The sequence below is a fragment of the Kitasatospora sp. NPDC058218 genome, from assembly GCF_042882445.1.
Taxonomy (GTDB): domain Bacteria; phylum Actinomycetota; class Actinomycetes; order Streptomycetales; family Streptomycetaceae; genus Kitasatospora.
The window spans coordinates 22,868-43,941 of the sequence record NZ_JBHVWC010000065.1 but is presented as its reverse complement, the minus strand read 5'-3'; the positions used below and the strand labels follow the sequence as shown (position 1 = coordinate 43,941).

The following is a 21,074-nucleotide window of genomic DNA, read 5'->3' as shown; positions in this document are numbered from 1 at the left end:
GGGATCGTCGCGCCGTGCCATCGTTCGGCGTTCGAGGGGACGGAGCGGACCGCGCGCAGGTGCGGGGTCGCGGCGGGCAGGGGAAGGGTGGCCGTGGAGGAAGAAGACATGGTGCCGCTCATTTCGCGCGTGACGGACGGGGTGGAGTCGTCTGCGCGTCGACCGGGCGTACTGCCGGAGGCTGAACCGAGGTCAGCGGGCGGAGAGCCGGGACGCGCTGGGCGAACCCGGACACGTCTGGTCGAACAGGTGCGGCTGCCGGGACGGCCAGAACGGCTCGAGGTCGAGGTGACCTCGGCTGCTGTCCACGACGTTGCTCATGCGCCTATTGAACCATGTGAACGGACCGTTGCACCGCGCTCGGTGCGGCGCTCCCGGCACGCCGACGGACTCGGCGGCAGCGGGGGTGGAGGTGGGGCAGGCGAGGTTCACTGGTGCTCTCCGCGAAGCGGGTCCGGGCAACGGGAACACGCCGGACAGGGCGTCCGGTGCGACCGGGTCGACGAGGTGGCGGATCGTCAGGACTTGGCGCCGACAGCCATGGGAGGCCGGTCGGGCCGGGAGATCCGTCGGACTACTGGGGGACGGGCCGATCCGTCACCGACAGCAGGCGCTGCAGATCAGCGCCTGGTCGATGTACCGGCGGACCGTCAGGGCCGGCGTGACCGGGGCGGGCGCGGCGGCGGCGCGGCGATGGTCGACGGTCACGGTACTGCCCTCCCCCTGGTCCCTGAACACGGCTGCGCGCAGCCGCGCCCGGTGGTGCGCCGCGGCGGTTCCTGCGGCGTTCCGGTGTGCTCCGAGGCATCCCGACGGCAGGGCCGGGCGGCCTTCGTCGACAGAGCCTTCCACGCCGGACCGGCTCAAGGCAACCTTCCGTCCGCCGGTCGTCCGGCATGCGGACGCCCGAATGAGACGTCGGTTGCCGAAGCCGCGCCGGTCAGGCCCGTGCCGGGGTGCCCCGGCGCCGCGCGCCGGCGTGCTCGACCAGGGCGACCAGGACGTCCTTGCCGTCCTCGCGCCGGCGGGCGTCACAGAGCAGCACCGGAATCCCCGGGTCCAGGTCGAGTGCGTCCCGGACCTCCTCCGTGGCGAACAGCTCGGTGCCGTCGAAGCAGTTCACGGCCACCACGAAGGGGATGCCGCGCTGCTCGAAGAAGTCCACCGAGGGGAAGCAGTCCGCCAGTCGGCGGGTGTCGGCGAGCACCACCGCACCGAGCGCGCCACGCGCCAGCTCGTCCCAGACGAACCAGAACCGGTCCTGACCCGGGGTGCCGAACAGGTAGAGCGCGAGCCCGGCACGCAGGTCGATCCGGCCGAAGTCCATCGCCACGGTGGTGGTCCGTTTGGCCTCCACCCCCGCCGTGTCGTCCACCGGGCGGCCGAGTTCGCTCAGCTCCTCCTCGGTGCGCAGCGGGCGGATCTCGCTGACCGCGCCGACCAGCGTGGTCTTGCCCGCGCCGAAGCCGCCCGCGACCAGGATCTTCACCGCGGCCGCCGGACCACCGCGCCAGCGCGGGTCGTTGGCCGTGGCACCGGCGGCGGCGTTCTCGTGGTGGTCAGAGCGCACGGAGTCCATTGATCACGTCTCGCAGCAGGCGCTCGTCCGGCAGCTCGGCGAGCGGAACGGGTCGGGTGACGCTGATCAGCTCGGCGTCGTACAGATCGCCGAGCAGCACGCGGACCACACTGACCGGCAGGTCGGTGTAGGAGCCGAGCTCGGCGACGGACAGCGGCTCACGGCGGCACCAGGCCAGGATGGTCTGGTGCTCCGGGTCGAGCACGAGCGCGGGCACGGCCCCGGCCTGCGGCGCGGGTTCGGCGGCGGTGATCAGTGAGATCAGGTCGAACAGGCCGTCCTCGACCGGACGGGTGCGACCCCGGGTCATCGAGTACAGCCGCACCACCGGGCCGGCGTCGTCGTCGAACCACCGGTCGTCGACCGGGGTGCGCGGCTGGAACAGGTCGACCTCGGACTCGTCCCCGACCGGGTCCTCCTGTTCCAGCTCCGACTCCTCCTCCGCCATCGAGCCGCTCATCTCCCCGGCGGGGCGACTTCGGTGCGCGGCTCGGCGGCCATGTGCTCGCCGACCCGCTTGACCAGCAGGGCCATCTCGTACGCGATCTGGCCGATGTCGGCCTCGGCCTCGCTCAGCACCGCCAGGCAGCTGCCGTCGCCGGCCGCGGTGATGAAGAGGAAGGCCTCGTCCAGCTCGACCATGGTCTGGCGGACGCCGCCGACCTTGAAGTGCCCGCCGGCGCCCTTGGCCAGGCTGTGGAAGCCGGCCGCGACGGCGGCCAGGTGCTCGGCGTCCTCGCGGTCGAGGTCGCGGGAGGCCCCGGTGGCCAGTCCGTCGCTGGACAGGATCACCGCGTGCCGCAGGGCCGCGACGCGCCCCACGAGATCGTCGAGAAGCCAGTTGAGGTCCCCGGACGACTGCGTCGAAGTGGTCATGAATCTCTTCCTTCCGCTGGAGCGGGTGGTGCGGGTGGTGCCTGTACTGCGGGTGTTGAGGGTGGTGTCTGTGCGGCGCGCGGGGCGAGCGGCCCGCCCGGCACCCGGCGCGCTAGCGGGGCCCGGTCGCCGGGCGGCGGGGCGGGCAGGGCCGCGGGAGCCGGTGCCGGGGTGATCGCGCGACGGGTCGGGTCCGACGGCTGCCAGCCGGGCACGGCGGCGGGCCGGGCGGGCGGGACCGGCGCCGCGGCGGCGGATCCGCGCCCCCGGGTGAAGCCGCGCTGGAAGGAGGCGAACGTCGCCCGCGCCTCCTCGGGCGAGCGTTCCCGGAGGGTCTCGGCGGCGGTCCGCGCGGGCTCCTGGACGGCGCGCTCCCGGAGCTGGGGGGCGAGGCTGGCCTGCCGGACGCGGCGCGGCAGCGGGCCGGGCCCGGCCGACACCTGCGCGGCCGGCTGCGGCTCGGCAGTCCGCGGCGCGGCGGTCCGCGCGGCCGACTGCGGCTGCTCGACCGGCGTACGGCCCGCGGTGCCGGCGGCAGCGCCGTCCGGACGGCGGGCGCCGACGTCCTGCGGACCGGCCTCGGCGCCCTCCGGCGCGGCCAGGCCCTCCCGGCGGTGGCGGCCGGAGCCCCGGCCGGCCTCGTCGGGCGACGCCGTCACCAGCGTGGGCCCGCTCCTGTTCCGGGCCCGGCGCGGCAGACCGCCCGGGGTACGGGCCGTTTCGGGTGCCGACGGACGCGGGCCGCCGCTCCCCCGGTGCCGTCCGCCCTGGTCGGGCGCGGTCCCACCGGCCCGGCGGCCCTCCACTCCGGCCCCGCCGTCGGCCGCGCCGCTCGCAGCGGCCCCGCCCCCGCCGCCCGCGCCGCCCGGCGCGGGCACCACGACCAGGTCGCGCTCGCCGTGCCGGGCCGGCACCGCACGCCGACCGGGCGCCGTCCCGGCGGCCGCCGCCGGCCCGTCCGACGCGTCCGCCAGCAGCTCGCGCGGGATCAGCACCACCGCGGTCGTCCCCCCGTACGGCGACGGCCGCAGGTGGACCCGGATGCCGTGCCGCCGGGCCAGCCGGCTGACCACGAACAGGCCCAGACGGTCGGTGTCCGCGAGGTCGAACTCCTGCTCCACCGCGAGGCGTTCGTTGATCTCGGCGAGCGCCTGCTCGCTCAGCCCGAGCCCCCGGTCGTCGATCTCCAACGCGAAGCCGTGCGCCACCACCTCGCCCTGGACGGTCACCTGGGTGCTCGGCGGGGAGTACACGGCGGCGTTCTCGACCAGCTCGGCGACCAGGTGGGTGACGTCCGCGACCGCGCTGCCGAGCAGCCCGGTGCCGGGGAACGGCCGGACGATCACCCGGGCGTAGTCCTCCACCTCGCCGACGGCGGCGCGGACCACGTCCACCATCCGCACCGGCTTGCGCCAGGCCCGCCCCGGGGAACCCCCCGCCAGAATGATCAGGCCCTCGGCGTGACGGCGCATGCGGGTGGTGAGGTGGTCGACCTTGAAGAGGTCCTCCAGCTCCGCCGGGTCCTCGGTGCGGCGCTCCATCGTGTCCAGCAGGGTCAGCTGGCGGTGCAGCAGCACCTGGCTGCGGCGGGCCAGGTTGACGAAGACGGCCGAGACCCCGCGCCGCAGGTCGGCCTGTTCGACGGCCGCCTCGACGGCGGCCCGCTGGACGGCGTTGATCGCCCGCCCGACCTGACCGATCTCGGCCGGGCCGAACTGCAGCTCCGGCGCCTCGGTCGCGACGTCCACCGCCTCGCCCCGGCGCAGCCTCAGCATCACCGAGGGCAGCCGGGTGCCGGCCAGCTCGTTGGCGGCGTTGCGCAGGCCGATCAGCTCGCGGGCCAGGCCCCGGCCTATTCGGTAGGAGATCATCACCGACAGCACCACGGCGACCAGGCCGATCGCACCGGCGATGCCGCCGCGCCAGAGCAGCCCGATCGCGTACGAGCGCTCGCGGTCGCCGATCGCGCCCGCCAGCCGGGTGTTGATCGCGGCGAGGTCGCCCAGCGCCCGGTCGGCGGTCTCCCGCCAGGAGTCGCCGTTGATCGCCTGGACCACCCGCTCCGGCCCGCCCGCGCCCACGAAGTCGGCCTCGGCCCGGGCCAGCGCCGCCCAGGCCTCACCGCCGCGCAGCGCGATGTAGTCGCTCTGGTCGACCGGGTCGAGCTCGGCGATGTAGACGGTGAACAGCGCCTGCTGGTTGTGCAGGGCGTCCAGGGCGATCTGGTACTGCTCGGCGGTGGGCCGGCCGAGGGCGGTGCGCAGGCCCTCCATCGCCGCGTCCTCCTGGGAGAGGTACTCGCGGGCCCGGGCCAGCTCGATCAGGATCGTCCCCTGACGGGGCAGCTGGCCGCTCTGGCGGGCGACGAAGGCGGACCGGAAGCCGAAGGTGGGCTTGACCAGGTCGCCGTACTGGCCGAGCGCGAACTCCCAGTTGAGCGCGGAGCGGCTGATCTGGCTGCGGAGCGGGGCCAGCTGGTCGGCGGCCGCGAGGATCTGCAGGTACCGGCCGCGCTGCGCCGCGTCGAGCTTGCCGCCGTCCCCGGTCTTCTTCTCCCGCAGCACCGTGAGGTCCCGGTCGGTGACGGCCTGGGCCCGCTCGAAGGCGTCCCGGGCGGCCTGCGAGGACGGATCGGCCAGCCGCTGGACGGCGGCACGGCGCTCGTTCTGCAGGTCGTAGGCGTACTGGTCGACCGGCTTGCCGAACTCCTTGTACGTACTGCTGACCGCCAACTGGCTCCAGACGTCTCCGGTGGTGGCGAGGGTCGCGTACACCCACAGGGCGGTGAGCGCGACGATGGGCACCAGGAGCAGCGCGATGATCTTCGCGCGGATCGAGCTGCTGCGCAGACGCATGGAGTCCTCGGTCGGGAAGTGCCAGGCGCGGACGGGGAGCGGTTCGAAGGGACGGTCGGCAGGGGCGGGCGGTGGCGGTTCGGCGGCGGTGCGGGGGTCCTGCGGGATGGTGCGAGGGTCTTCGTGGTGCTCTTGCGGGGCGTTCCCCCGGGGTGTTCCCGCGGGGTTTCGTTCGGGGTTTTCGGCGGTCGGAGCAGGCCCGGCCGGAAGGCCCCGGTCGCGGGTCTGCGAGAGCCTACTACGCCCTGACCACTCGTTCGAGGGTCGAACCCGCCCTCTCCGCACCCCCACCCCGATCATGTCCGAATCATCCCGGACCTCCCGGATTCACCCCTCGGACACCCGTCCCAGCCATCCCCCACTACGGCACTTTCCACACGGGCCGGTGCCGATCTCGTCGCGTCACGGTCACAACCCTGGGCAGTGACAGAGCAATCCGATAGTTTCGCTCCACCTGCCCGACCGTTCAGCGCGCCGCCGATCCGGACGCCCGTACGGGCCCGGCAGGCAGGGGCCGCAACGGGATCGGGGGCAATGTGCGCGAGTTCACCTCCCCCGCACCGGCCGGGCCCCCGGCCACCGGCGGGCTGGCCGACTCGCTCTACGACACCGCCGAACGCACCTCCGGCCTGATCCAGTTGGCCCGCCGCGCGGAGGGCGACCCGCAGTGGCACGAGGTCACCGCGACCGCCTTCCGGGACGAGGTGCTGGCGCTGGCCAAGGGCCTGCTGACCCGGGGCATCCGGTACGGCGACCGGGTCGCACTGATGTCCCGCACCCGCTACGAGTGGACGCTGTTCGACTACGCACTCTGGTCGATCGGCGCGATCACCGTCCCGATCTACCCCACCGCGGCGCCCGAGCAGGTCCGCTGGATCCTTGCCGAGACCCAGGCGGTGGCCTGCCTGGTCGAGGACGAGGACCACGCCATGACGGTCGGCGCGGTCTGCGACGCGCTGCCCGACCTCACCGGCATCTGGCAGCTGGACCGGGGCTGCGTCGCCTCGATCACGGAGGACGGGCGGGGGGTGCCCGACTCGCTCGTGCACCGTCAGCGGCTCGGTGTCTCGGCCGAGAACGTCGCCACCGTCGTCTACACCTCCGGCACCACCGGCCGGCCCAAGGGCTGCCTGCTCACCCACGCCAATCTGGCCTCGGCGGCCGACGCCCTGCTCGACGGCTGGGCCGAGGTCTTCGCGGACACCGGCGGCGGCCAGCCGTCCACGCTGCTCTTCCTCCCGCTGGCGCACGTCTACGGCCGGACGGTGCAGATCGCGGCGATCCGCGGCGGCTTCCGGATCGGGCACATCCCCGAGGTCTCCACCGAGGCCCTGCTGCCCGCGCTCGCCTCCTACCGGCCGACCTTCCTGCACCTCGTCCCCTACGTCTTCGACAAGGTCTTCCAGCAGGCCCGGCGGGCCGCCGAGGAGGCCGGGCGCGGCGAACTCTTCGAGCAGGCCCGGCAGGTGGCCGTCGAGTGGGCCACCGCCCGCGAGCAGCGGGCACTGGGCGACGGCCCCGGCCCGGGCCCCCGGCTGCGACTGCGGCACCTGGCGTACGAGCGGACCGTCTACCAGCGGCTGCGGGCCGTGCTCGGCGGCCGGGTGCGCGGCGTGATGTGCGGCGGCTCGACCCTCAACCGGGACCTCGCGCTGTTCTTCAGCGGCATCGGCCTCAGCCTGTACGAGGGCTACGGCCTGACCGAGACCTCCGCCGCGATCACCGCCAACCCGGCCGGCCGGCAGAAGCTGGGCACGGTCGGCCGGCCGGTGCCGGGCGCCTCGGTGGCGGTCGCCGACGACGGCGAGGTGTGGGTCCGCGGCGCCGGCGTCTTCGGCGGCTACCTCAACCACCCGGAGTGCACCGAGGAGTCGCTGTACGACGGCTGGTTCGGCACCGGGGACCTCGGCCGGCTGGACGAGGACGGTTACCTCACCCTCACCGGGCGCAAGAAGGACCTGATCGTCACCAGCAGCGGCAAGAACCTCGCCCCGGCCACGCTGGAGGAACGGGTGCAGTCGCACCCGCTGGTCTCGCAGTGCCTGGTGGTCGGCGACGACCGCCCGTACGTGGCCGCGCTGATCACGCTCGACCCGCCGGCGCTGGCGCACTGGCTGAAGTCGCACGGACGGGAGCAGCTGGACCCGTGGGCGGTGCTCTCCGACGAACAGCTGCACGCGGAGATCCAGCGGGCGGTGGCCGCGGCGAACACCGCCGTCTCGCGAGCCGAGTCGATCCGCGCGTTCCGCCTGCTGCCCCGGGAGTTCGGCATCGACCAGGGCCTGATGACACCCTCGCTGAAACTGCGGCGATCGGCGATCACCGAGTACTACCGGCCGGACATCGAGGAGCTCTACACCCCCTGACGGTGCGTCTTGTCCCTTTTGTGGCACGGTGTACGACCCGTCCGCGGCTCGCCGCTCCCTTGACGATCCGAGTGGTCCAGTCCATTGTTTTGCCTCGGTCCGAGTGCGGCACGCCGACGGCTCCCACCCCTCGGGGAGCGCTCCACCCCGTTCCACACGCCCTCCCCACGGGTGTGTTCCCACTGCCCCCACGCAGGAGTCCTCACGTGTCCATGTCCTCGCGCCTGTCGGCGCTGGCCGCCTGCACGCTGCTCGCCGTCTGCGGCCTCGCGGCCCCCGCGTCCGCCTCCGCCGAGTCCGAGTCCGCGCCCTCGGCTCCCACCGTCAACCTGGCCACCAACCCGGGCTTCGAGATCCCCGCCTCCTCGCTCGCCGACTGGGGCAGCGTCCCCGGCTGGCGCTGCGCCGGCGGCCCCGCCGAAGCGGGCGTCACCACCACCGCCCCGCACTCCGGCGGCTCCGCCCTCGCCGTCACCCCGGCGGGCGACGACTCCAACGGCGAGTGCGCGCAGACCGTCTCGGTCCAGCCCAACACCACGTACACCGCCTCGGCCTGGGTGCGCGGCGCGTTCGTCTACCTCGGCGCCACCGGCACCGGCCGCGACGTCGCCCCCGCCTGGACGGAGAACACCAACGGCGGCTGGCAGAAGCTCACCACCCGGTTCACCACCGGGCCCACCGCGCGCACCGCGCGGCTGTACGTCCACGGCTGGTACCAGCAGGGCCCGTTCGCCGTCGATGACGTCCGCGTGGACGGCCCGGCCGCCGCCCCCGCGACCGCCGCCGGCTCGGTGCCGACCAGCGACCGGGTCGTCTTCTTCACCGTGGACGACGGCTGGCAGCGCACCCCCGAGGCGGAGCGGTTCATCGCCGACCACAAGCTGCCGATCACCGCCTTCCCGCTGCCGATGCCGGCCGCCACCGACCCGGACTTCTTCCGGCGCGTCACCGCCGTTCCCGGCTCCTCCGTCCAGGACCACAGCGTCTCCCACCCTGACCTGACCACGCTCTCCCCCGCCGAGCAGCAGGTCGAGATCTGCGACGCCCGCGACGCCCTGACCCGGACCTTCGGCACCGCCCCCACCGTCTTCCGCCCGCCGTACTTCACCTGGAACGCCGACACCCTGCAGGCCGCCGCCAACTGCGGCATCCGCACCGTGCTGACCGCCGACGCCGACTTCAGCTGGGGCGCCTCCAACATCTGGCACGAAGGCACCCTGTCGCCCGGCGACGTCGTGCTGATGCACTGGACCGACACCCTCGCCGGGGACCTCCAGCGGGCCCTCGCCGCCGCCGAAGCGGCCGGCCTGACCCCGGCCGGCCTGACCTCCTACCTGCGGTAGCCAGCACGCCGCGCCGCCGCTCCGGGGGAGCGGCGGCGCGACTCACACCATCGGCCGGTCCCCGGCCAACCGGTGCGCGCGCCACCGCCGGGCGGCCGGCCCCAGCACCGGGTCGTCCTCCCAACGCCGGACGCCCGCCAGCGCGAAGGCGTCCAGAACCTCGGAGTCGGCCTCCTCCCAGGCGGGAATCCCACACGCCCAGCCCTCCGCGTACGCCGCTGGCTGACCGCCCTCGGCGATCAGCCGGAGCACCCAGAGCGCGGGGTCGATCCACACCGCCCCCCCGCATGGCCGAGGCCCAGCCCACCAGCCGCGTGCGCCCGCCCCGGATCAGCACGTTCTCGCGCGCGAGGTCCGTGTGCAGCAGCGCGTCCTCCGCGAACCGGGCGAGCACGGAAGGGTCGTCAACACAGGCGGCCCACCGCTCCTCCGCGCGCGGCAACAGCACTTCCGGAGGGACCGGCCGGGCCAGCCTCCGTAGCAGCCCGGCCATCTGCCGCAGATCCCGCGACCCGCGCCCGTACGCGGGAGGGCGTCCCTCGACGCACTCGAATCCGAGCAGCCGCCAACCGTCCACCTCCACCCGCCAGAGCAGCCTCGGCGCCACCCGGGTGACGTAGGGATTCACCTCCGCCTCGCGCCACAGGCCCTCCGCACGCGGATGCTCGATATGTCTCGCCTTGAGGAACACGCTCCCCGTGGGTGCCACGAGCTTCGCCGCGATCTCGGAGCCGAACTCGCCGGAGAGCAACCTCATCAGGCGGACCGGGCCGCGAAGCTCGGCTTCTACCGCCTCGCGGACGAACGCGGGAAGGTCAGCCCGCTGGACACGGCGAGTCATATCGGCAGCTCCCAAGCAGTCGTCCTGACTCGGCACCCACCCTCACATACCGCTAAGGGAGGGTTACCATCCAGGCGGTCAAACCCCCTTTGGTAAGGGGGGATTAACACCAGGCAAGCAGGCCGTTGGCCAGAGTGTCAAGTCCCCCTTACCATGTGCCCATGGGATCAGCAGCTCAGGTCGGCCGGAAGGCACCGCGCCGTGATCGATGAAGTGCAGCGCCTCGCAGCAATCAAGGATCACCGCCTGCGCGTCAAAGCGTCGGTCGAGCTGATGGAGCAACTCCAGGCGGCAGTGATCGAGACCTCCCGCATGCGGAAGGAGAGCATCGCATGGCTGCGCAGCAACGGACTGTCCATGGCCGAGGTCGCGAAGCTCATGGGCATCAGTCGCGCGAGGGTTGCCCAGCTCAAGGACGCCGGCCCGCCCGCCGAGCGCTCATTCCTCGGCATGCACCGGCTGCTGGTCGCCGTTCCCCGACGCGCGGGCGACCGGGACTACGTGGCCATGGAGGACAGTGCCGCCGGGCAGCAACTGATCAATGTCGGACACCGGCTCCAGCTCGACGGCGACCTGGAGTACATCCCGGCATCCGGCGCGGTTGACCTCAACCGCGCCGGCCTGGTGGTCATCTGCGGTCCGAAGAGCTCCCCCGTCATCGCACAAGCCCTCGATGCCGACCCGCGCCTGTCGTTCAAGACTCTGGACGACGGACGCTGGGCACTGATCGATCGAGAACGCGACCAGGCACACATCTCCCCTACCGATGATCCGGACGAACCCCGGCCCGCCGACGTGGCCTATCTCGGACGCCTCCCCCGCCCCGATGGTCAGGGCACCTTCCTGCTGATCGCCGGTGTGCACGCGGCCGGCTCCATGGGAGCCGCGCACTATCTGTCCGAGCACATCGCCGACCTCTACGAGGAGGCGGGAGCCGACCCCTTCTCCATGGTCATCGGGTGCGAGTACGAGGCGGGAACAAACCGCATCCTGGCAAGCCACTCCGTGACGGGCGTGTTGCTGCACGGGGGAGCCTGACATGCTCGTCTCGCTCGCAACGGCGGCACGTCCCGGCGGAGTCAACGAGGACTTCGCTCTGGCCGGCCCGGACGCCGTCGTCGTGCTCGATGGCGCCGGCCTCCCCGATGTCCTGGACACCGGCTGCGTCCACGGCGTGCCCTGGTTCGTCCGAACGCTCGGAGCCTTGCTTCACAGTCGGGCCGCCGACCCGCGAGCGAGCCTGACGGAATGCCTGGCCGACTCGATACTCGGAACCTCACAGGCACACTCCACCATGTGCGATCTGGGGAACCCGTTCACCCCCTCCGCCACCGTCGCTGTCGCAAGGGTTCACGGGGAATTCCTGGAGTGGCTTGTTCTCGCTGACACCACAGTGGCGGTCAGGCTTCCCACCACCGTCGAGATCATCGCCGACCATCGCGTCTCACAGATCACCGGGGCACAGCATGCGGCCTTGGCGGCCGACTTGAGGTCGCTTCGTCCGAGCGGGCGCACAATAGCCCTGGCCAGGGCCCAACGTGAGGTGATGAACACGGTCGACGGCTACTGGGTCGCTGCGGCGGATCCCAAAGCGGCCGAAGAGTCGCTGACCGGCGCGGCCCGTCTCTCGGACGTCCGGTCTGCGGCGATCCTCACCGACGGTGCCGCCAGAGCGGTCGACGACTTCGGCACCCTGACCTGGCCGGACCTCCTCGAAGACCTCGAAGAGTACGGGCCCCGTCGGATCATCAACCGCACGCGGGAGCTTGAGCGGTCCGATCCGACCTGCCTGCGGTGGCCACGCAGCAAGTGCCATGACGACGCGACGGCTGTGCTTCTCCAGTGGGAGCATGCGCGTCCGCAGACATGATCTTGCCCGTTGACACGGGGTGGACCCGATGGTTTCAATGAGGGCGTGCAGCGTGGTGTCGGCCAAAGAGAACTGGGCCGGCCGGCAACCGAGCGAGCACCTTTCACCGAGGGACGATGCGCGATGAGTTCTCACTCCGCTCCCCTGATCTGACCCGAGCGGCCGCGGCGGTGCCCGCGCGCGCTCGCTTCGCCCTGTTGCCTGCCGCGCCGCAACCGTGCGCCGCCGTGGCCTTCACTCCCCATGTTTCGGAGAATCCACAGGCGTATGCCCATGTCTTTCAATCAAACGATCATCGAGGAATTCCGTGCCAACGCCGGTCGGGTCGGCGGACCTTTCGAGGGCGGTGACCTGCTGCTGCTGACCACCACCGGCGCGCGGACCGGGCAGCAGCACACGGTGCCGCTCGGCTACGTCCGCGCGGACGGCCTGCTGCTGGTGGTCGCGTCGGCCGCCGGGGCACCGGATCACCCGCAGTGGTACCGCAATCTGCTGGCCCACCCCGTGGTACGGGTGGAACTCGGCGCCGAGACCTTCGAGGCGATCGCGGTGCCGGCCGAGGGCGACCGGCGTGACGAGCTGTTCGAGGCGGTGGTCCGCGCCGCACCGGGGTACGGCGACTACCAGGCGCACACCGGGCGGGTGCTGCCGGTGGTCGTGCTGGAGCGGGACGCGACCGAGCCGCGCGAGGTGACCAGCCTCGCGGACAAGCTGCTGGAGGTCCACACCTGGCTGCGCGGCCAGCTGCGGCACGTGCGGACGGAGGTGGACGCGTACTTCGCCGACGGGCCGCCGGGGGGCGGCCGTCCGCCCGGTCTCGGGCTGCAGATCCGGCAGCACTGCCTCGCGTTCTGCGAGGGGCTGACCCACCATCACACCGGCGAGGACGCCGCGATCTTCCCCGCCCTGGCCCGGAGCCACCCGCACCTGCGCCCGACGCTGGACCGGCTGGGCGAGGAGCACCGGGTGGTCGGCCGGATCAAGGACGAGCTGGTGGCCCTGCTGTCCGGGATCGGGGTGGCCGATCCCGAGGGGTTCCGGGCGGAGCTGACGCGGATGTCGGCCGAGCTGGAGGCGCATCTGGCCCACGAGGAGGACACGTTGCTGCCGGTGCTCGCCGACATCCCGTTCCCGCCTGGGCGGTGAGCCGGGACGGCGAGCCGAAGCGGTGAGCTGTAGCGCTGGGACCACTGCGCCGGCCGGCCCCGCCACGGAGGTGGACGGGACCGGCCGGCACCCGGGTACCGCGCCGGCTACACCTGCGCGGAGAACACCGGGAGGTAGCCGCCCGAGTGGCCGGAGGCCTTCGGGTGGTAGCTCTCATCCACGGGCAGGGTGGTGCTGTTCAGCCAGGTGGTGCTGGAACCACAGATCTCGTGCTCGGTGAAGGCGCTCCGGACGTCGCCGAACGCGAAGCCGGCGTTGGCGGCCCGCTTGGCGATGACACCGTCGAGCGTGTCGGCCGCGCCGTTGATCGCGGCACGCTTGGTGTCACCGATGCCGAAGATGCAGCTGCCGCCGATCTTGTAGAGGTGGGGGTAGCCCAGCACCACCACGCGGGCGTTGGGAGCCTTGGCGTGGATGGCCGCGTAGACCTGGTCGAGCTGGCCGGGCAGGGTGTTGGTGGCGTAGGCCTTCGCCGTGGCGACGGCGTTGAGGCAGGCGCTCTCCGAGTCCAGCACACAGGTCTGCATGGTGCTGGCGAAGCCCGCGTCGTTGCCGCCGACGCTGATGCTGACGAGCGTGGTGCCGGAGTTCAGCGCCGAGAGCTGGCCGTTGAGCACATCACCGGTTCTGGCGCCGGAGCAGGCGACGAAGGAGAAGGAGGACGGCGCGTGCGCGTTCTTCCAGAGGTACGGGTAGGCGTTGGTGCTGCGCTTGCAGCTGCCGCTGTCGGCCGTGTAGCTGCCGGCGCCGACACCGGAGGCGTAGGAGTCCCCCAGGGCGACGTAGTTGGTGCCGGCGGCACTGGCGGACGTGGCGGTGAAGAGGGTGGTCAGCGTGAGGAGGGCCGCGAGGGCGGCCAGGGACATGGCACGGGTGGGGCGTAGCATGACACCTCCAGGAAGTGACGTGAGTCACACCTGTGATACCAGGCGGTAGCTAACCCGGGAAGTGGTCATGCCAAGGCAATTGACGGTCAGTCTGACAACGATGGAGTGAACTTCCCGGCGAGATACGGGAAGTGCGCTGGTCAGGCCCCGGCGGCGCCGCCGACGGGGCCGGTCGCCGATACCCGTTCGGGGGACGGTCGCGCGGCCCGACGGGCCGTCACTCGCGCGCGCCGGAGCCGGGATCCGGGGTCGGATCCGGGGTGGGAGCGACGGCCGGAGCCGGCCCGGGCGTGGCGGCCGGAGGCGGCGACTGAGCAGCGGGTGTCGCCGGAGCGTTCTGATCTCGCGTGCAGACGATCTCCAGCTCGAAGCCCTGACCGTCGATCAGGTGCACCGCCTCGCCGGTGTCCACCCGGACCGCCCACCCGGCCGCGAGCGCGGCGGCCACCGCCGCGCGCGACCCGTGCACGGCGAGGTGGTTGAGCCCGGCACGCAGCCGCTGATGGCCGCCCGGCAACAGCGCGGACGACTGCTCGATCACCAGATAGGCCGTCCCCAGGCGCCAGCTACGACCCCGGGGCCAGTGCTGGAACGGCTCGCAGCCGAGCGCGAGCAGCACCGGGGACCACTGCGCCTCGGCGGCGGCGAGGTCGTCCACCCAGAGCTCGACGTGGTGGAAGAGCCCCACCTGGTCCGGCACCGTCACCCGTTCACTCCCCACCCGCCCGGGCCCCGCCGCCGGGACCCGGAAGAACCGCACCCGGACCCGGGTGAACCGCGCCGGGAAAGACCTCGCAGCCCTCGACCGGCAGCTCCTCGATCGCCTCGTTGGCGGCCGAGGGCACCCCGAGCCACCGGGCGCCGGCCGCGACCGCCGCCCGTGCCTGGCGCAGGCCGGGACCGCCCCAGCCGAGCAGCTCGACCGCGAGGCCGGGAGCGACCAGCAGCCGTCGGTAGTGCCGGCCCGAGGCCGGATCCGCCGCACTGGGGCCGACGGCCCGCAGCGCCGCGGCCATCCGGACCCGGGCGCACTCGTGCCCGCCGTTCGCCGAACCGACCCGGTCGTAGAGGTAGCCGAGGTAGTACGGCGTGCCGATCACCGCCTGGGCCTCCTCGGCCGCCTCACGGGCCAGGGCGGAGCCCGGGTCGCCGTCGTCCTCGGGCTCCAGCGAGCCGCCGGGGAGCGAGACGATGCCGTCCTTGGGGTTGATCAGGGTCAGCACCCGGCCGTCGGGTGCGAACAGCCAGCCCCACGACTGCTTCACCGGCAGCCCGACCGGGACCCGCTCGCCCGGCCGCCACGGCCAGCCCGCCGTGGGACGCCGCCGCACCTTGCCCAGCAGCTCGGCGATCTCCGCGCTGTACTCGATCCGGCTCATGCGTCCCCCTTTCGGTGTCGGGCTCGCCGGACCGGCGGTGCGCGGGGAGGACCTGCGTGCGCGGTACAGGGCGGAGCGGTGGGAGGCGACGGCATGGGGCACCGCACGCTTCTCCTGTTGATCTTCCCCGAAATCTTCCCCGAACAGGCGGTCGATGAACAGTCCCCAGCGCCGCTTGGTGGACACGGAGACCTCACCCGGGTGGTCAGCGCAGCGGCTCACCGCCCTCCGGACCCAGGTCGCCGCCGTCGGACGAGGCCCCGCCGGGCCACGGGTCCGCGTCGGACGACGACGGCATCCCGGGCGGCGGCGCGGGCAGCGGGAAGCCCGGCAGCGGAACGGCCCCGGACGGGAAGGGCACGCCCAGGGCCGCGTCGTCGGCGAGCGCGTCGACCACCTCCCGGACGGCCATCGGCCGCAGCCGGCCGGCCGCCAGGGCCCAGCCGCGCACCACCTGGCCGCCGGGTGTCGTGGGGGCCCCGTGCAGCAGGAGCGCGCCCGCGCCGCCGAGGGCCACCCCGGCCGCCAGGGTCGCGCAGAACGCCTCGGCGTCCCGGCCGCCGACGAAGAGCTGCCCGCCGTCGGTGCGCACGTCCGCCGCCGCGGTGAGGTGCTCGCCGTCCTCCGGGCCGTGGCAGCGCAGGGTCAGCAGGTGGCCGCCCTCCCCGGCGCCCTCGGCGAGGGCCAGGTAGACCGAGGTGACGTGGTGCATCACGGCCACCAGACGCGCGTGCCCGGACGGGCCGTCGCCGACCGCGTCCACCAGCACGGCGCAGGCGATCGAGATCCGCACCCGGGCCAGGTGGTCGTCGGCCAGCACCGGCAGCAGCTCGGTCAGCCGCTCGCCGCCGTAGACGAAGGGCTCGCCGGCCAGCTCCGGATCGGCCGCGTACGCGACGCGCGCGCCCGCCGAGCCGGGGTCGAGGCCGAACGCCTCGCAGTAGTCCGCGTAGTCGGCCGGTTCGAAGACCCGCAGGTGCACCTCGACGCCCTGCCCCCGCAGCGCCCGGAGCCCGGCCTCCGCCCGCCGCAGGTACTCCCGGAAGGCGAGGGAGCCGAACAGGCCGTGCCGGGCCAGCTCGGCGAAGTCGGCGGCGTGGACGGCCAGCGCGACTGCCACCGGCTGCGGCGGCGGCACACCGCGCGAGCCACCCCGCCGCCGGGACCGGGCTCCGGCGCCGCCTCCACCGCCGGCTGCCCTGCCACCGGCCCGACCACCCGGAGTCCGACCGCCGGACGGCGGGCCACCCGGAGGTCCGCCCGGCGGGCCACCGGGCGGACCTCCCGCGGTGGGCCCGCCCGGACCCGGCCGCTGCCCCGCCCGGGCGTGCGCCGTGCGCCGGGCGCACCCACCGGGCGCCGGGCACCCGACCTGCCCGGCGGGCGCGGAGACACCGGACGCGCGCACGCCGGACTCGCGGACACCGGCCTCGCGGACACCGCGGCCGTCGAGGAACGGGAACCGGACGGACATGTTTCCTCCCAGGGGCTCGTGCCGCGCCGCCCCGGGGCCCGAAGCGGCCGGCGATCGAGAACATACACACCGTCACTGACAATCCACCCTGAGCGACCGCCCGAGGGGTTCCCGCGGACGGGTGGGAATCCCGGTCACGCCCGCGTTGTCGGTGCCGGACGTTATGGTCGGGGACCATGCGACTGCTGCATACCTCCGACTGGCATCTCGGCCGCTCCTTCCACCGGGAGAGCCTGCACGACGCCCAGCGCGCCTTCCTGGACCACCTCGTGGCGGTGGTCCGGGCCGAGCGCGTGGACGCCGTGCTCGTCGCCGGCGACGTGTACGACCGGGCACTGCCCGGTCTGGAGGCGGTCGCCCTGTTCGACGACGTGCTGCACCGGCTGGCCGACCTGGGCGTGCCGACGGTGTTCATCAGCGGCAACCACGACTCGGCCCGCCGCCTGGGGGTGGGCGCGGGCCTGATCGGCCGGGCCGGCGTCCACCTGCGGACGGACCCGGGCGAGTGCGCGGTGCCCGTCCTGCTGTCCGACGAGCACGGGCCGGTCGCCGTCTACGGGCTGCCCTACCTGGAGCCGACGCTGGTCCGCGAGCGCTTCGGGCTGGCGCGCGGCGGCCACGCTGCGGTGCTCGGCGCGGCCATGGACGCCGTCCGGGCCGACCTCGCGGCCCGTCCCGGGGGCACCCGGTCGGTGGTGCTGGCGCACGCCTTCGTCACCGGCGGCGCACCCAGCGACAGCGAGCGGGACATCGCGGTCGGCGGCGTCGCGGCCGTCCCCGCGTCCGTCTTCGACGGCGTGCACTACGCCGCGCTGGGTCACCTGCACGGCTGTCAGACGCTCGCCCCGCACCTGCGCTACAGCGGCTCGCCGCTCGCCTACTCCTTCTCCGAGACCACCCACCGCAAGACCATGTGGCTGGTCGACCTCGCGGCGGACGGCTCGATCGCCGCCGAGCGGATCGACTGCCCGCAGCCGCGCCCGCTGGCCCGTCTGCGCGGCCGCCTGGACGAGCTGCTGTCCGACCCGCGGCACGCCGAGCACGAGCAGTCCTGGGTCCAGGCCACCCTGACGGACCCGGGCCGCCCGAGCGAGCCGATGGAGCAGCTGCGCCGCCGCTTCCCGCACACCCTGCAGCTGCTCTTCGACCCCCAGGAGAGCGGGGCGGCCGCCTCCCCCTCCTACGCGGCCCGGGTCAGCGGTCGGGCGGACCTGGAGATCGCCGAGGGGTTCCTGCGGCACGTGCGCCCAGGCGCCGAACCGGACGCGGACGAGCTGGGCTGGCTGCGCGAGGGCTTCGAGACCGTCCGGGAGTCGGACGACCGGAAGGCGGAGCTGCCCCGATGAGACTGCACGGGCTGACCATCACCGCCTTCGGGCCGTTCGCCGGCACCGAGACGGTGGACTTCGACGCGCTCGCCGCCGGCGGCCTCTTCCTGCTGCGCGGGGCCACCGGTGCGGGCAAGAGCAGTGTGCTGGACGCCGTCTGCTTCGCCCTCTACGGCGAGGTGCCCGGCGCCCGGCGGGCCGGCCGGCTGCGCAGCGACCACGCCGATCCGCTGCGGCTCACCCAGGTCCGGCTGGAGCTGACGCTCGGCGGGCGGCGGCTGGAGATCACCCGTCTGCCGGAGCAGCTGCGCCCCAAGAAGGTCGGCAAGGGCACGACCGTCGAGCGCGCCCAGACACTGCTGCGCGAGTGGGTCGCCGACAGCGGCGACGGTACGCCGGGCTGGCGGGCGGTCAGCAAGTCGCACCAGGAGGCCGGGGAGGAGATCCACCGGCTGATCGGGATGAGCCGGGAGCAGTTCTGCCAGGTGGTGCTGCTTCCGCAGGGGGACTTCGCCCGGTTCCTGCGCGGCGACTCCGAGGAACGCGGCAAGCTGCTCAGGCGGTTGTTCGACACCGAGCGGTTCCAGCACGTCGAGGCCTGGCTGGCCGAGCAGCGCCGGTCGCACGAGGCCGCCGTCCAGACCGGCCGCCGGCGTCTGCGGGACTTGGCCAGCAAGGCCGAGCAGGCGGCCGGCCCGCAGGCCGAACCCGCCGCCGGCTGGGTGCCCGCCGAGGAGGAGGCGCACCCCGCCGTCGACCTGACCTCCGGCGTGCTCGGCTGGGCCGCGATCCTGCGCAGCGGCGCCGCCGAGCAACTCGCCGTGGCCGGAGCCGCGCTGGCCGGCGCCGAGGCCGGCCACCGCCGGGCCGAGGCGGCCCGGGGCGCCGCCGACGAGCTGGCCGGGCGCCAGCGCCGCCACCGGGAGGCCGCCCGGGAGGCGGCCCGCCTCGCCGAGGGCGCGCCGGCGATGGAGCGTGACGTCGACCGGCTGGCCGCGGCCCGGGCGGCCGTCGGGGTGGAGTCGGTGCTGCACCTGCGCGAGGCCGCCGGGGCGACGCACCGGGCGGCCCGCGAGGAGGAGCGCCGCCACCGCGCCGCGCTGGCCGACTCGCCGGTCGCCGAGGGCCGGGCGCTGTCCCGCGCCGAGGCCGAGGAGCTCGCCGCGGCCGAACACCGGCTGCGGGCCGAGGTGGTCCGGCTGGAGGCGGCCCGGGCCGACGAGCGGCGGTGCGAGGAGCTCCGCCGGGAGCAGGCGTCGCTGGACGCCGACCGACGGCGCGCCGAGGAGCTCGCCGAGGAGGCGGCCGACTGGCTGGCCGACTTCGACGGCAGGCTCGCCGCGCTCCAGGAGGAGCAGTCCGCCGCCCGGGCCGCCGGCGCCCGGGTCGAGCAGCTGGACGTCCGGCACGGCGAGCTGACCGAGCGCCTGGCCGCCGCCCGCCTCCGGGACGAGCTGCGGGCGGCGATCGCCCTGGCCGAGCCCCGGGCACTCGCCCGGCGCACCGAGGCACTCGATGCCCGCGAGCACAGCCAGGACCTCCGGGAGCGCCGGCTGACCGGCATGGCCGCCGAGCTGGCGGCGCAGCTGCGGGCGGGCGAGGCCTGCCGGGTCTGCGGTTCGCCCGAGCACCCGGAGCCGGCCCGGCCGGCGAGCGGCCAGGTCGGTGCGCAGGACGAGGAGCGCGCCCGGGCCGCCCAGGCGCAGGCCGAGCAGGTGGCCGACACCGCCGAGCGGGAGCTGGCGGGCCTGCGGGTGCGCGAGGCGACCGCCGCCGGGGCGGCCGGACCGGAGAGCGTCGCGGCGCTCGCCGAGGCGCTGGGCACGCTCGGGCGCGAGCACCGCGAGGCACTGCGGGCGGCCGAGGGGCTGGGCCCGGTCACCCGGGAGCTGGAGCGTCTGGCGCAGGACCAGGCCCGTCAGCTGGGCGCGCTGCGCGACGCCGGTGAGCGCACCGCCGCGCTGACCGCCCGCGTCCAGACGCTCGGCGGCGAGCAGGAGGAGCTGGCCCGCCGGGTGGCCGCGGCCCGCGGCGACGCCGCCTCGGTGTCCGGCCGGGCCTCGGCGCTGGCCCGCCTGGCCGGGGGCGTGGCGGCGGTCGCCGGCGCGGCCCGGGTCTGCGCGGACGCGGCGCTGCGGCTGAAGGAGGCCGACGACGAGCTGGCCAGGGCCGCCGCGGCGGCCGGGTTCCCGGGCCCGGAGGAGGCGACGGCCGTCCTGCTGCCCCGGGAGGAACGTGATCGGCTGGAGGCCCGGCTGACCGGGCACCGCTCGGCGCTGGCCGCGGCGGAGCAGCAGCTGGCCCTGCCCGAGCTGGCCGAGGCGGCCGCCCGCCCGCCGGCCGACCTGCCCGGCACGCAGGCCGCGCTCCTGGCGGCCACCGGCCGGCTGCGCCGGGCGCACGCCGCGCACGAGGCGGCCGGCGAGCGCTGCGCGGCGCTGGCCGGGATCGGGCGGCAGCTGGCGGAGCTGGCCTCCTCGCTGGCCCCGGCCCTGGACCGGTACGCCCGGATCAACCGGCTGGCCTCCGTCGCCGCCGGCACCTCCACCGAGAACCGGCTGCGGATGCGACTGGAGTCGTACGTGCTGGCGGCACGGCTGGAGCAGGTGGCGGCGGCGGCGAGCGCCCGCCTGGTCCGGATGTCGGGCGGCCGCTACACCCTGGTCCACAGCGACGGCCGGGGCACCGGCAACAAGCGCTCGGGCCTCGCCCTGCGGGTGGTGGACGCCTGGACCGGCACCGAGCGGGACACCTCGACGCTCTCCGGCGGCGAGAGCTTCTTCGCCTCGCTCGCCCTGGCTCTCGGTCTCGCCGACGTGGTCACCGACGAGGCGGGCGGCATGCCGCTGGACACGCTCTTCATCGACGAGGGCTTCGGCACGCTGGACGAGCAGGCCCTGGAGGAGGTGATGGACGTCCTCGACGGCCTGCGCGAGCGGGACCGCGCGGTCGGCATCGTCAGTCACGTCGCCGATCTGAAGAGCCGCATCCCGGCCCAGCTGATGGTTCGCAAGGGCCGTCGGGGCTCCACCCTGGCGCTGGCCGGGCGGGAGGACAGCTAGCGGGCCCCCGGAGACACCCGAGGCACCGGGGCCGCCGAACTCGGGGC

At 74.4% G+C, this 21,074-nt stretch carries 17 protein-coding genes; 7 read left to right on the top strand and 10 right to left on the bottom strand.

The features are described from left to right. Positions 1-192: 192 nt before the first annotated feature. The 5 genes from ACFVYI_RS33590 to ACFVYI_RS33570 all read right to left on the bottom strand — a co-directional run bounded on the left by ACFVYI_RS33590 (position 193) and on the right by ACFVYI_RS33570 (position 5,310). Entirely contained in the window at positions 193-321 is a 129-nt protein-coding gene (locus tag ACFVYI_RS33590; RefSeq protein ID WP_360632088.1) for a hypothetical protein, read from the bottom strand. Positions 322-940: 619 nt separating this feature from the next. Then, positions 941-1,489 carry an ATP/GTP-binding protein gene (locus ACFVYI_RS33585; RefSeq protein WP_387892621.1) on the bottom strand — a complete coding sequence of 183 codons (549 nt, stop codon included), beginning with the start codon at positions 1,487-1,489 and terminating at the stop codon, positions 941-943. 70 nt (positions 1,490-1,559) lie between these two features. Beyond that, positions 1,560-2,027: a DUF742 domain-containing protein gene (locus tag ACFVYI_RS33580; RefSeq protein WP_387892586.1), complete on the bottom strand. Its 468-nt coding sequence runs from the start codon at positions 2,025-2,027 to the stop codon at positions 1,560-1,562. Positions 2,028-2,035: 8 nt separating this feature from the next. Continuing rightward, entirely contained in the window at positions 2,036-2,455 is a 420-nt protein-coding gene (locus ACFVYI_RS33575) for a roadblock/LC7 domain-containing protein (protein ID WP_387892585.1), read from the bottom strand. After that, positions 2,452-5,310, bottom strand: a complete 2,859-nt coding sequence (locus ACFVYI_RS33570) for a nitrate- and nitrite sensing domain-containing protein (RefSeq protein ID WP_387892584.1) — start codon at positions 5,308-5,310, stop codon at positions 2,452-2,454. The genes ACFVYI_RS33575 and ACFVYI_RS33570 overlap by 4 nt, the downstream gene beginning before the upstream one ends. A 536-nt stretch (positions 5,311-5,846) precedes the next feature. Here ACFVYI_RS33570 and ACFVYI_RS33565 point away from each other — a divergent pair. Both ACFVYI_RS33565 and ACFVYI_RS33560 read left to right on the top strand, forming a co-directional pair. Next, positions 5,847-7,676 (top strand): AMP-dependent synthetase/ligase, encoded by a 1,830-nt coding sequence (locus ACFVYI_RS33565; protein ID WP_387892582.1) that lies wholly within the window; start codon positions 5,847-5,849, stop codon positions 7,674-7,676. A 212-nt stretch (positions 7,677-7,888) separates the two neighbouring features. Continuing rightward, the gene (locus ACFVYI_RS33560) at positions 7,889-9,019 is read left to right on the top strand and encodes a polysaccharide deacetylase family protein (RefSeq protein ID WP_387892619.1); all 1,131 of its coding nucleotides are present in this window, start codon (positions 7,889-7,891) and stop codon (positions 9,017-9,019) included. Between the two features lie 42 nt (positions 9,020-9,061). Here ACFVYI_RS33560 and ACFVYI_RS33555 read toward each other — a convergent pair whose 3' ends face one another. Beyond that, complete coding sequence (locus ACFVYI_RS33555) at positions 9,062-9,295, bottom strand: hypothetical protein (protein WP_387892580.1); 234 nt, start codon at positions 9,293-9,295, stop codon at positions 9,062-9,064. A gap of 766 nt (positions 9,296-10,061) precedes the next feature. Here ACFVYI_RS33555 and ACFVYI_RS33550 point away from each other — a divergent pair. From ACFVYI_RS33550 to ACFVYI_RS33540, 3 genes are all read left to right on the top strand, one after another. Then, positions 10,062-10,898 (top strand): sigma-70 family RNA polymerase sigma factor, encoded by an 837-nt coding sequence (locus ACFVYI_RS33550; RefSeq protein ID WP_387892579.1) that lies wholly within the window; start codon positions 10,062-10,064, stop codon positions 10,896-10,898. A gap of 1 nt (position 10,899) precedes the next feature. Beyond that, positions 10,900-11,730 carry a hypothetical protein gene (locus ACFVYI_RS33545; protein WP_387892577.1) on the top strand — a complete coding sequence of 277 codons (831 nt, stop codon included), beginning with the start codon at positions 10,900-10,902 and terminating at the stop codon, positions 11,728-11,730. A 267-nt stretch (positions 11,731-11,997) separates the two neighbouring features. Then, complete coding sequence (locus tag ACFVYI_RS33540) at positions 11,998-12,876, top strand: nitroreductase/quinone reductase family protein (RefSeq protein ID WP_387892575.1); 879 nt, start codon at positions 11,998-12,000, stop codon at positions 12,874-12,876. Between the two features lie 107 nt (positions 12,877-12,983). On the opposite strand, the gene ACFVYI_RS33535 is transcribed toward ACFVYI_RS33540, so the two are convergent. From ACFVYI_RS33535 to ACFVYI_RS33520, 4 genes are all read right to left on the bottom strand, one after another. After that, entirely contained in the window at positions 12,984-13,784 is an 801-nt protein-coding gene (locus tag ACFVYI_RS33535) for an SGNH/GDSL hydrolase family protein (RefSeq protein ID WP_387892574.1), read from the bottom strand. A 217-nt stretch (positions 13,785-14,001) separates the two neighbouring features. Beyond that, complete coding sequence (locus ACFVYI_RS33530) at positions 14,002-14,490, bottom strand: glyoxalase (RefSeq protein ID WP_387892572.1); 489 nt, start codon at positions 14,488-14,490, stop codon at positions 14,002-14,004. A 4-nt stretch (positions 14,491-14,494) separates the two neighbouring features. Then, positions 14,495-15,163, bottom strand: a complete 669-nt coding sequence (locus ACFVYI_RS33525) for a hypothetical protein (RefSeq protein ID WP_387892571.1) — start codon at positions 15,161-15,163, stop codon at positions 14,495-14,497. A 205-nt stretch (positions 15,164-15,368) separates the two neighbouring features. Then, positions 15,369-16,283, bottom strand: a complete 915-nt coding sequence (locus ACFVYI_RS33520) for a hypothetical protein (protein ID WP_387892569.1) — start codon at positions 16,281-16,283, stop codon at positions 15,369-15,371. 530 nt (positions 16,284-16,813) lie between these two features. Here ACFVYI_RS33520 and ACFVYI_RS33515 point away from each other — a divergent pair. Then, positions 16,814-17,983, top strand: a complete 1,170-nt coding sequence (locus ACFVYI_RS33515; RefSeq protein WP_387892567.1) for an exonuclease SbcCD subunit D — start codon at positions 16,814-16,816, stop codon at positions 17,981-17,983. Then, on the top strand, positions 17,980-21,027 hold the full coding sequence (locus ACFVYI_RS33510; RefSeq protein WP_387892566.1) for an AAA family ATPase: 3,048 nt from the start codon (positions 17,980-17,982) through the stop codon (positions 21,025-21,027). The genes ACFVYI_RS33515 and ACFVYI_RS33510 overlap by 4 nt, the downstream gene beginning before the upstream one ends. Positions 21,028-21,074 lie beyond the last annotated feature (47 nt).

What these genes read in the sequence shown, in the direction of transcription:
- ACFVYI_RS33590 (WP_360632088.1), bottom strand. Translation starts at nt 321, where the DNA reads ATGAGCAACGTCGTGGACAGCAGCCGAGGTCACCTCGACCTCGAGCCG.
- ACFVYI_RS33580 (WP_387892586.1), bottom strand. Translation starts at nt 2,027, where the DNA reads ATGGCGGAGGAGGAGTCGGAGCTGGAACAGGAGGACCCGGTCGGGGAC.
- ACFVYI_RS33575 (WP_387892585.1), bottom strand. Translation starts at nt 2,455, where the DNA reads ATGACCACTTCGACGCAGTCGTCCGGGGACCTCAACTGGCTTCTCGAC.
- ACFVYI_RS33570 (WP_387892584.1), bottom strand. Translation starts at nt 5,310, where the DNA reads ATGCGTCTGCGCAGCAGCTCGATCCGCGCGAAGATCATCGCGCTGCTC.
- ACFVYI_RS33560 (WP_387892619.1), top strand. Translation starts at nt 7,889, where the DNA reads ATGTCCTCGCGCCTGTCGGCGCTGGCCGCCTGCACGCTGCTCGCCGTC.
- ACFVYI_RS33545 (WP_387892577.1), top strand. Translation starts at nt 10,900, where the DNA reads ATGCTCGTCTCGCTCGCAACGGCGGCACGTCCCGGCGGAGTCAACGAG.
- ACFVYI_RS33540 (WP_387892575.1), top strand. Translation starts at nt 11,998, where the DNA reads ATGCCCATGTCTTTCAATCAAACGATCATCGAGGAATTCCGTGCCAAC.
- ACFVYI_RS33535 (WP_387892574.1), bottom strand. Translation starts at nt 13,784, where the DNA reads ATGCTACGCCCCACCCGTGCCATGTCCCTGGCCGCCCTCGCGGCCCTC.
- ACFVYI_RS33525 (WP_387892571.1), bottom strand. Translation starts at nt 15,163, where the DNA reads ATGAGCCGGATCGAGTACAGCGCGGAGATCGCCGAGCTGCTGGGCAAG.
- ACFVYI_RS33515 (WP_387892567.1), top strand. Translation starts at nt 16,814, where the DNA reads ATGCGACTGCTGCATACCTCCGACTGGCATCTCGGCCGCTCCTTCCAC.
- ACFVYI_RS33510 (WP_387892566.1), top strand. Translation starts at nt 17,980, where the DNA reads ATGAGACTGCACGGGCTGACCATCACCGCCTTCGGGCCGTTCGCCGGC.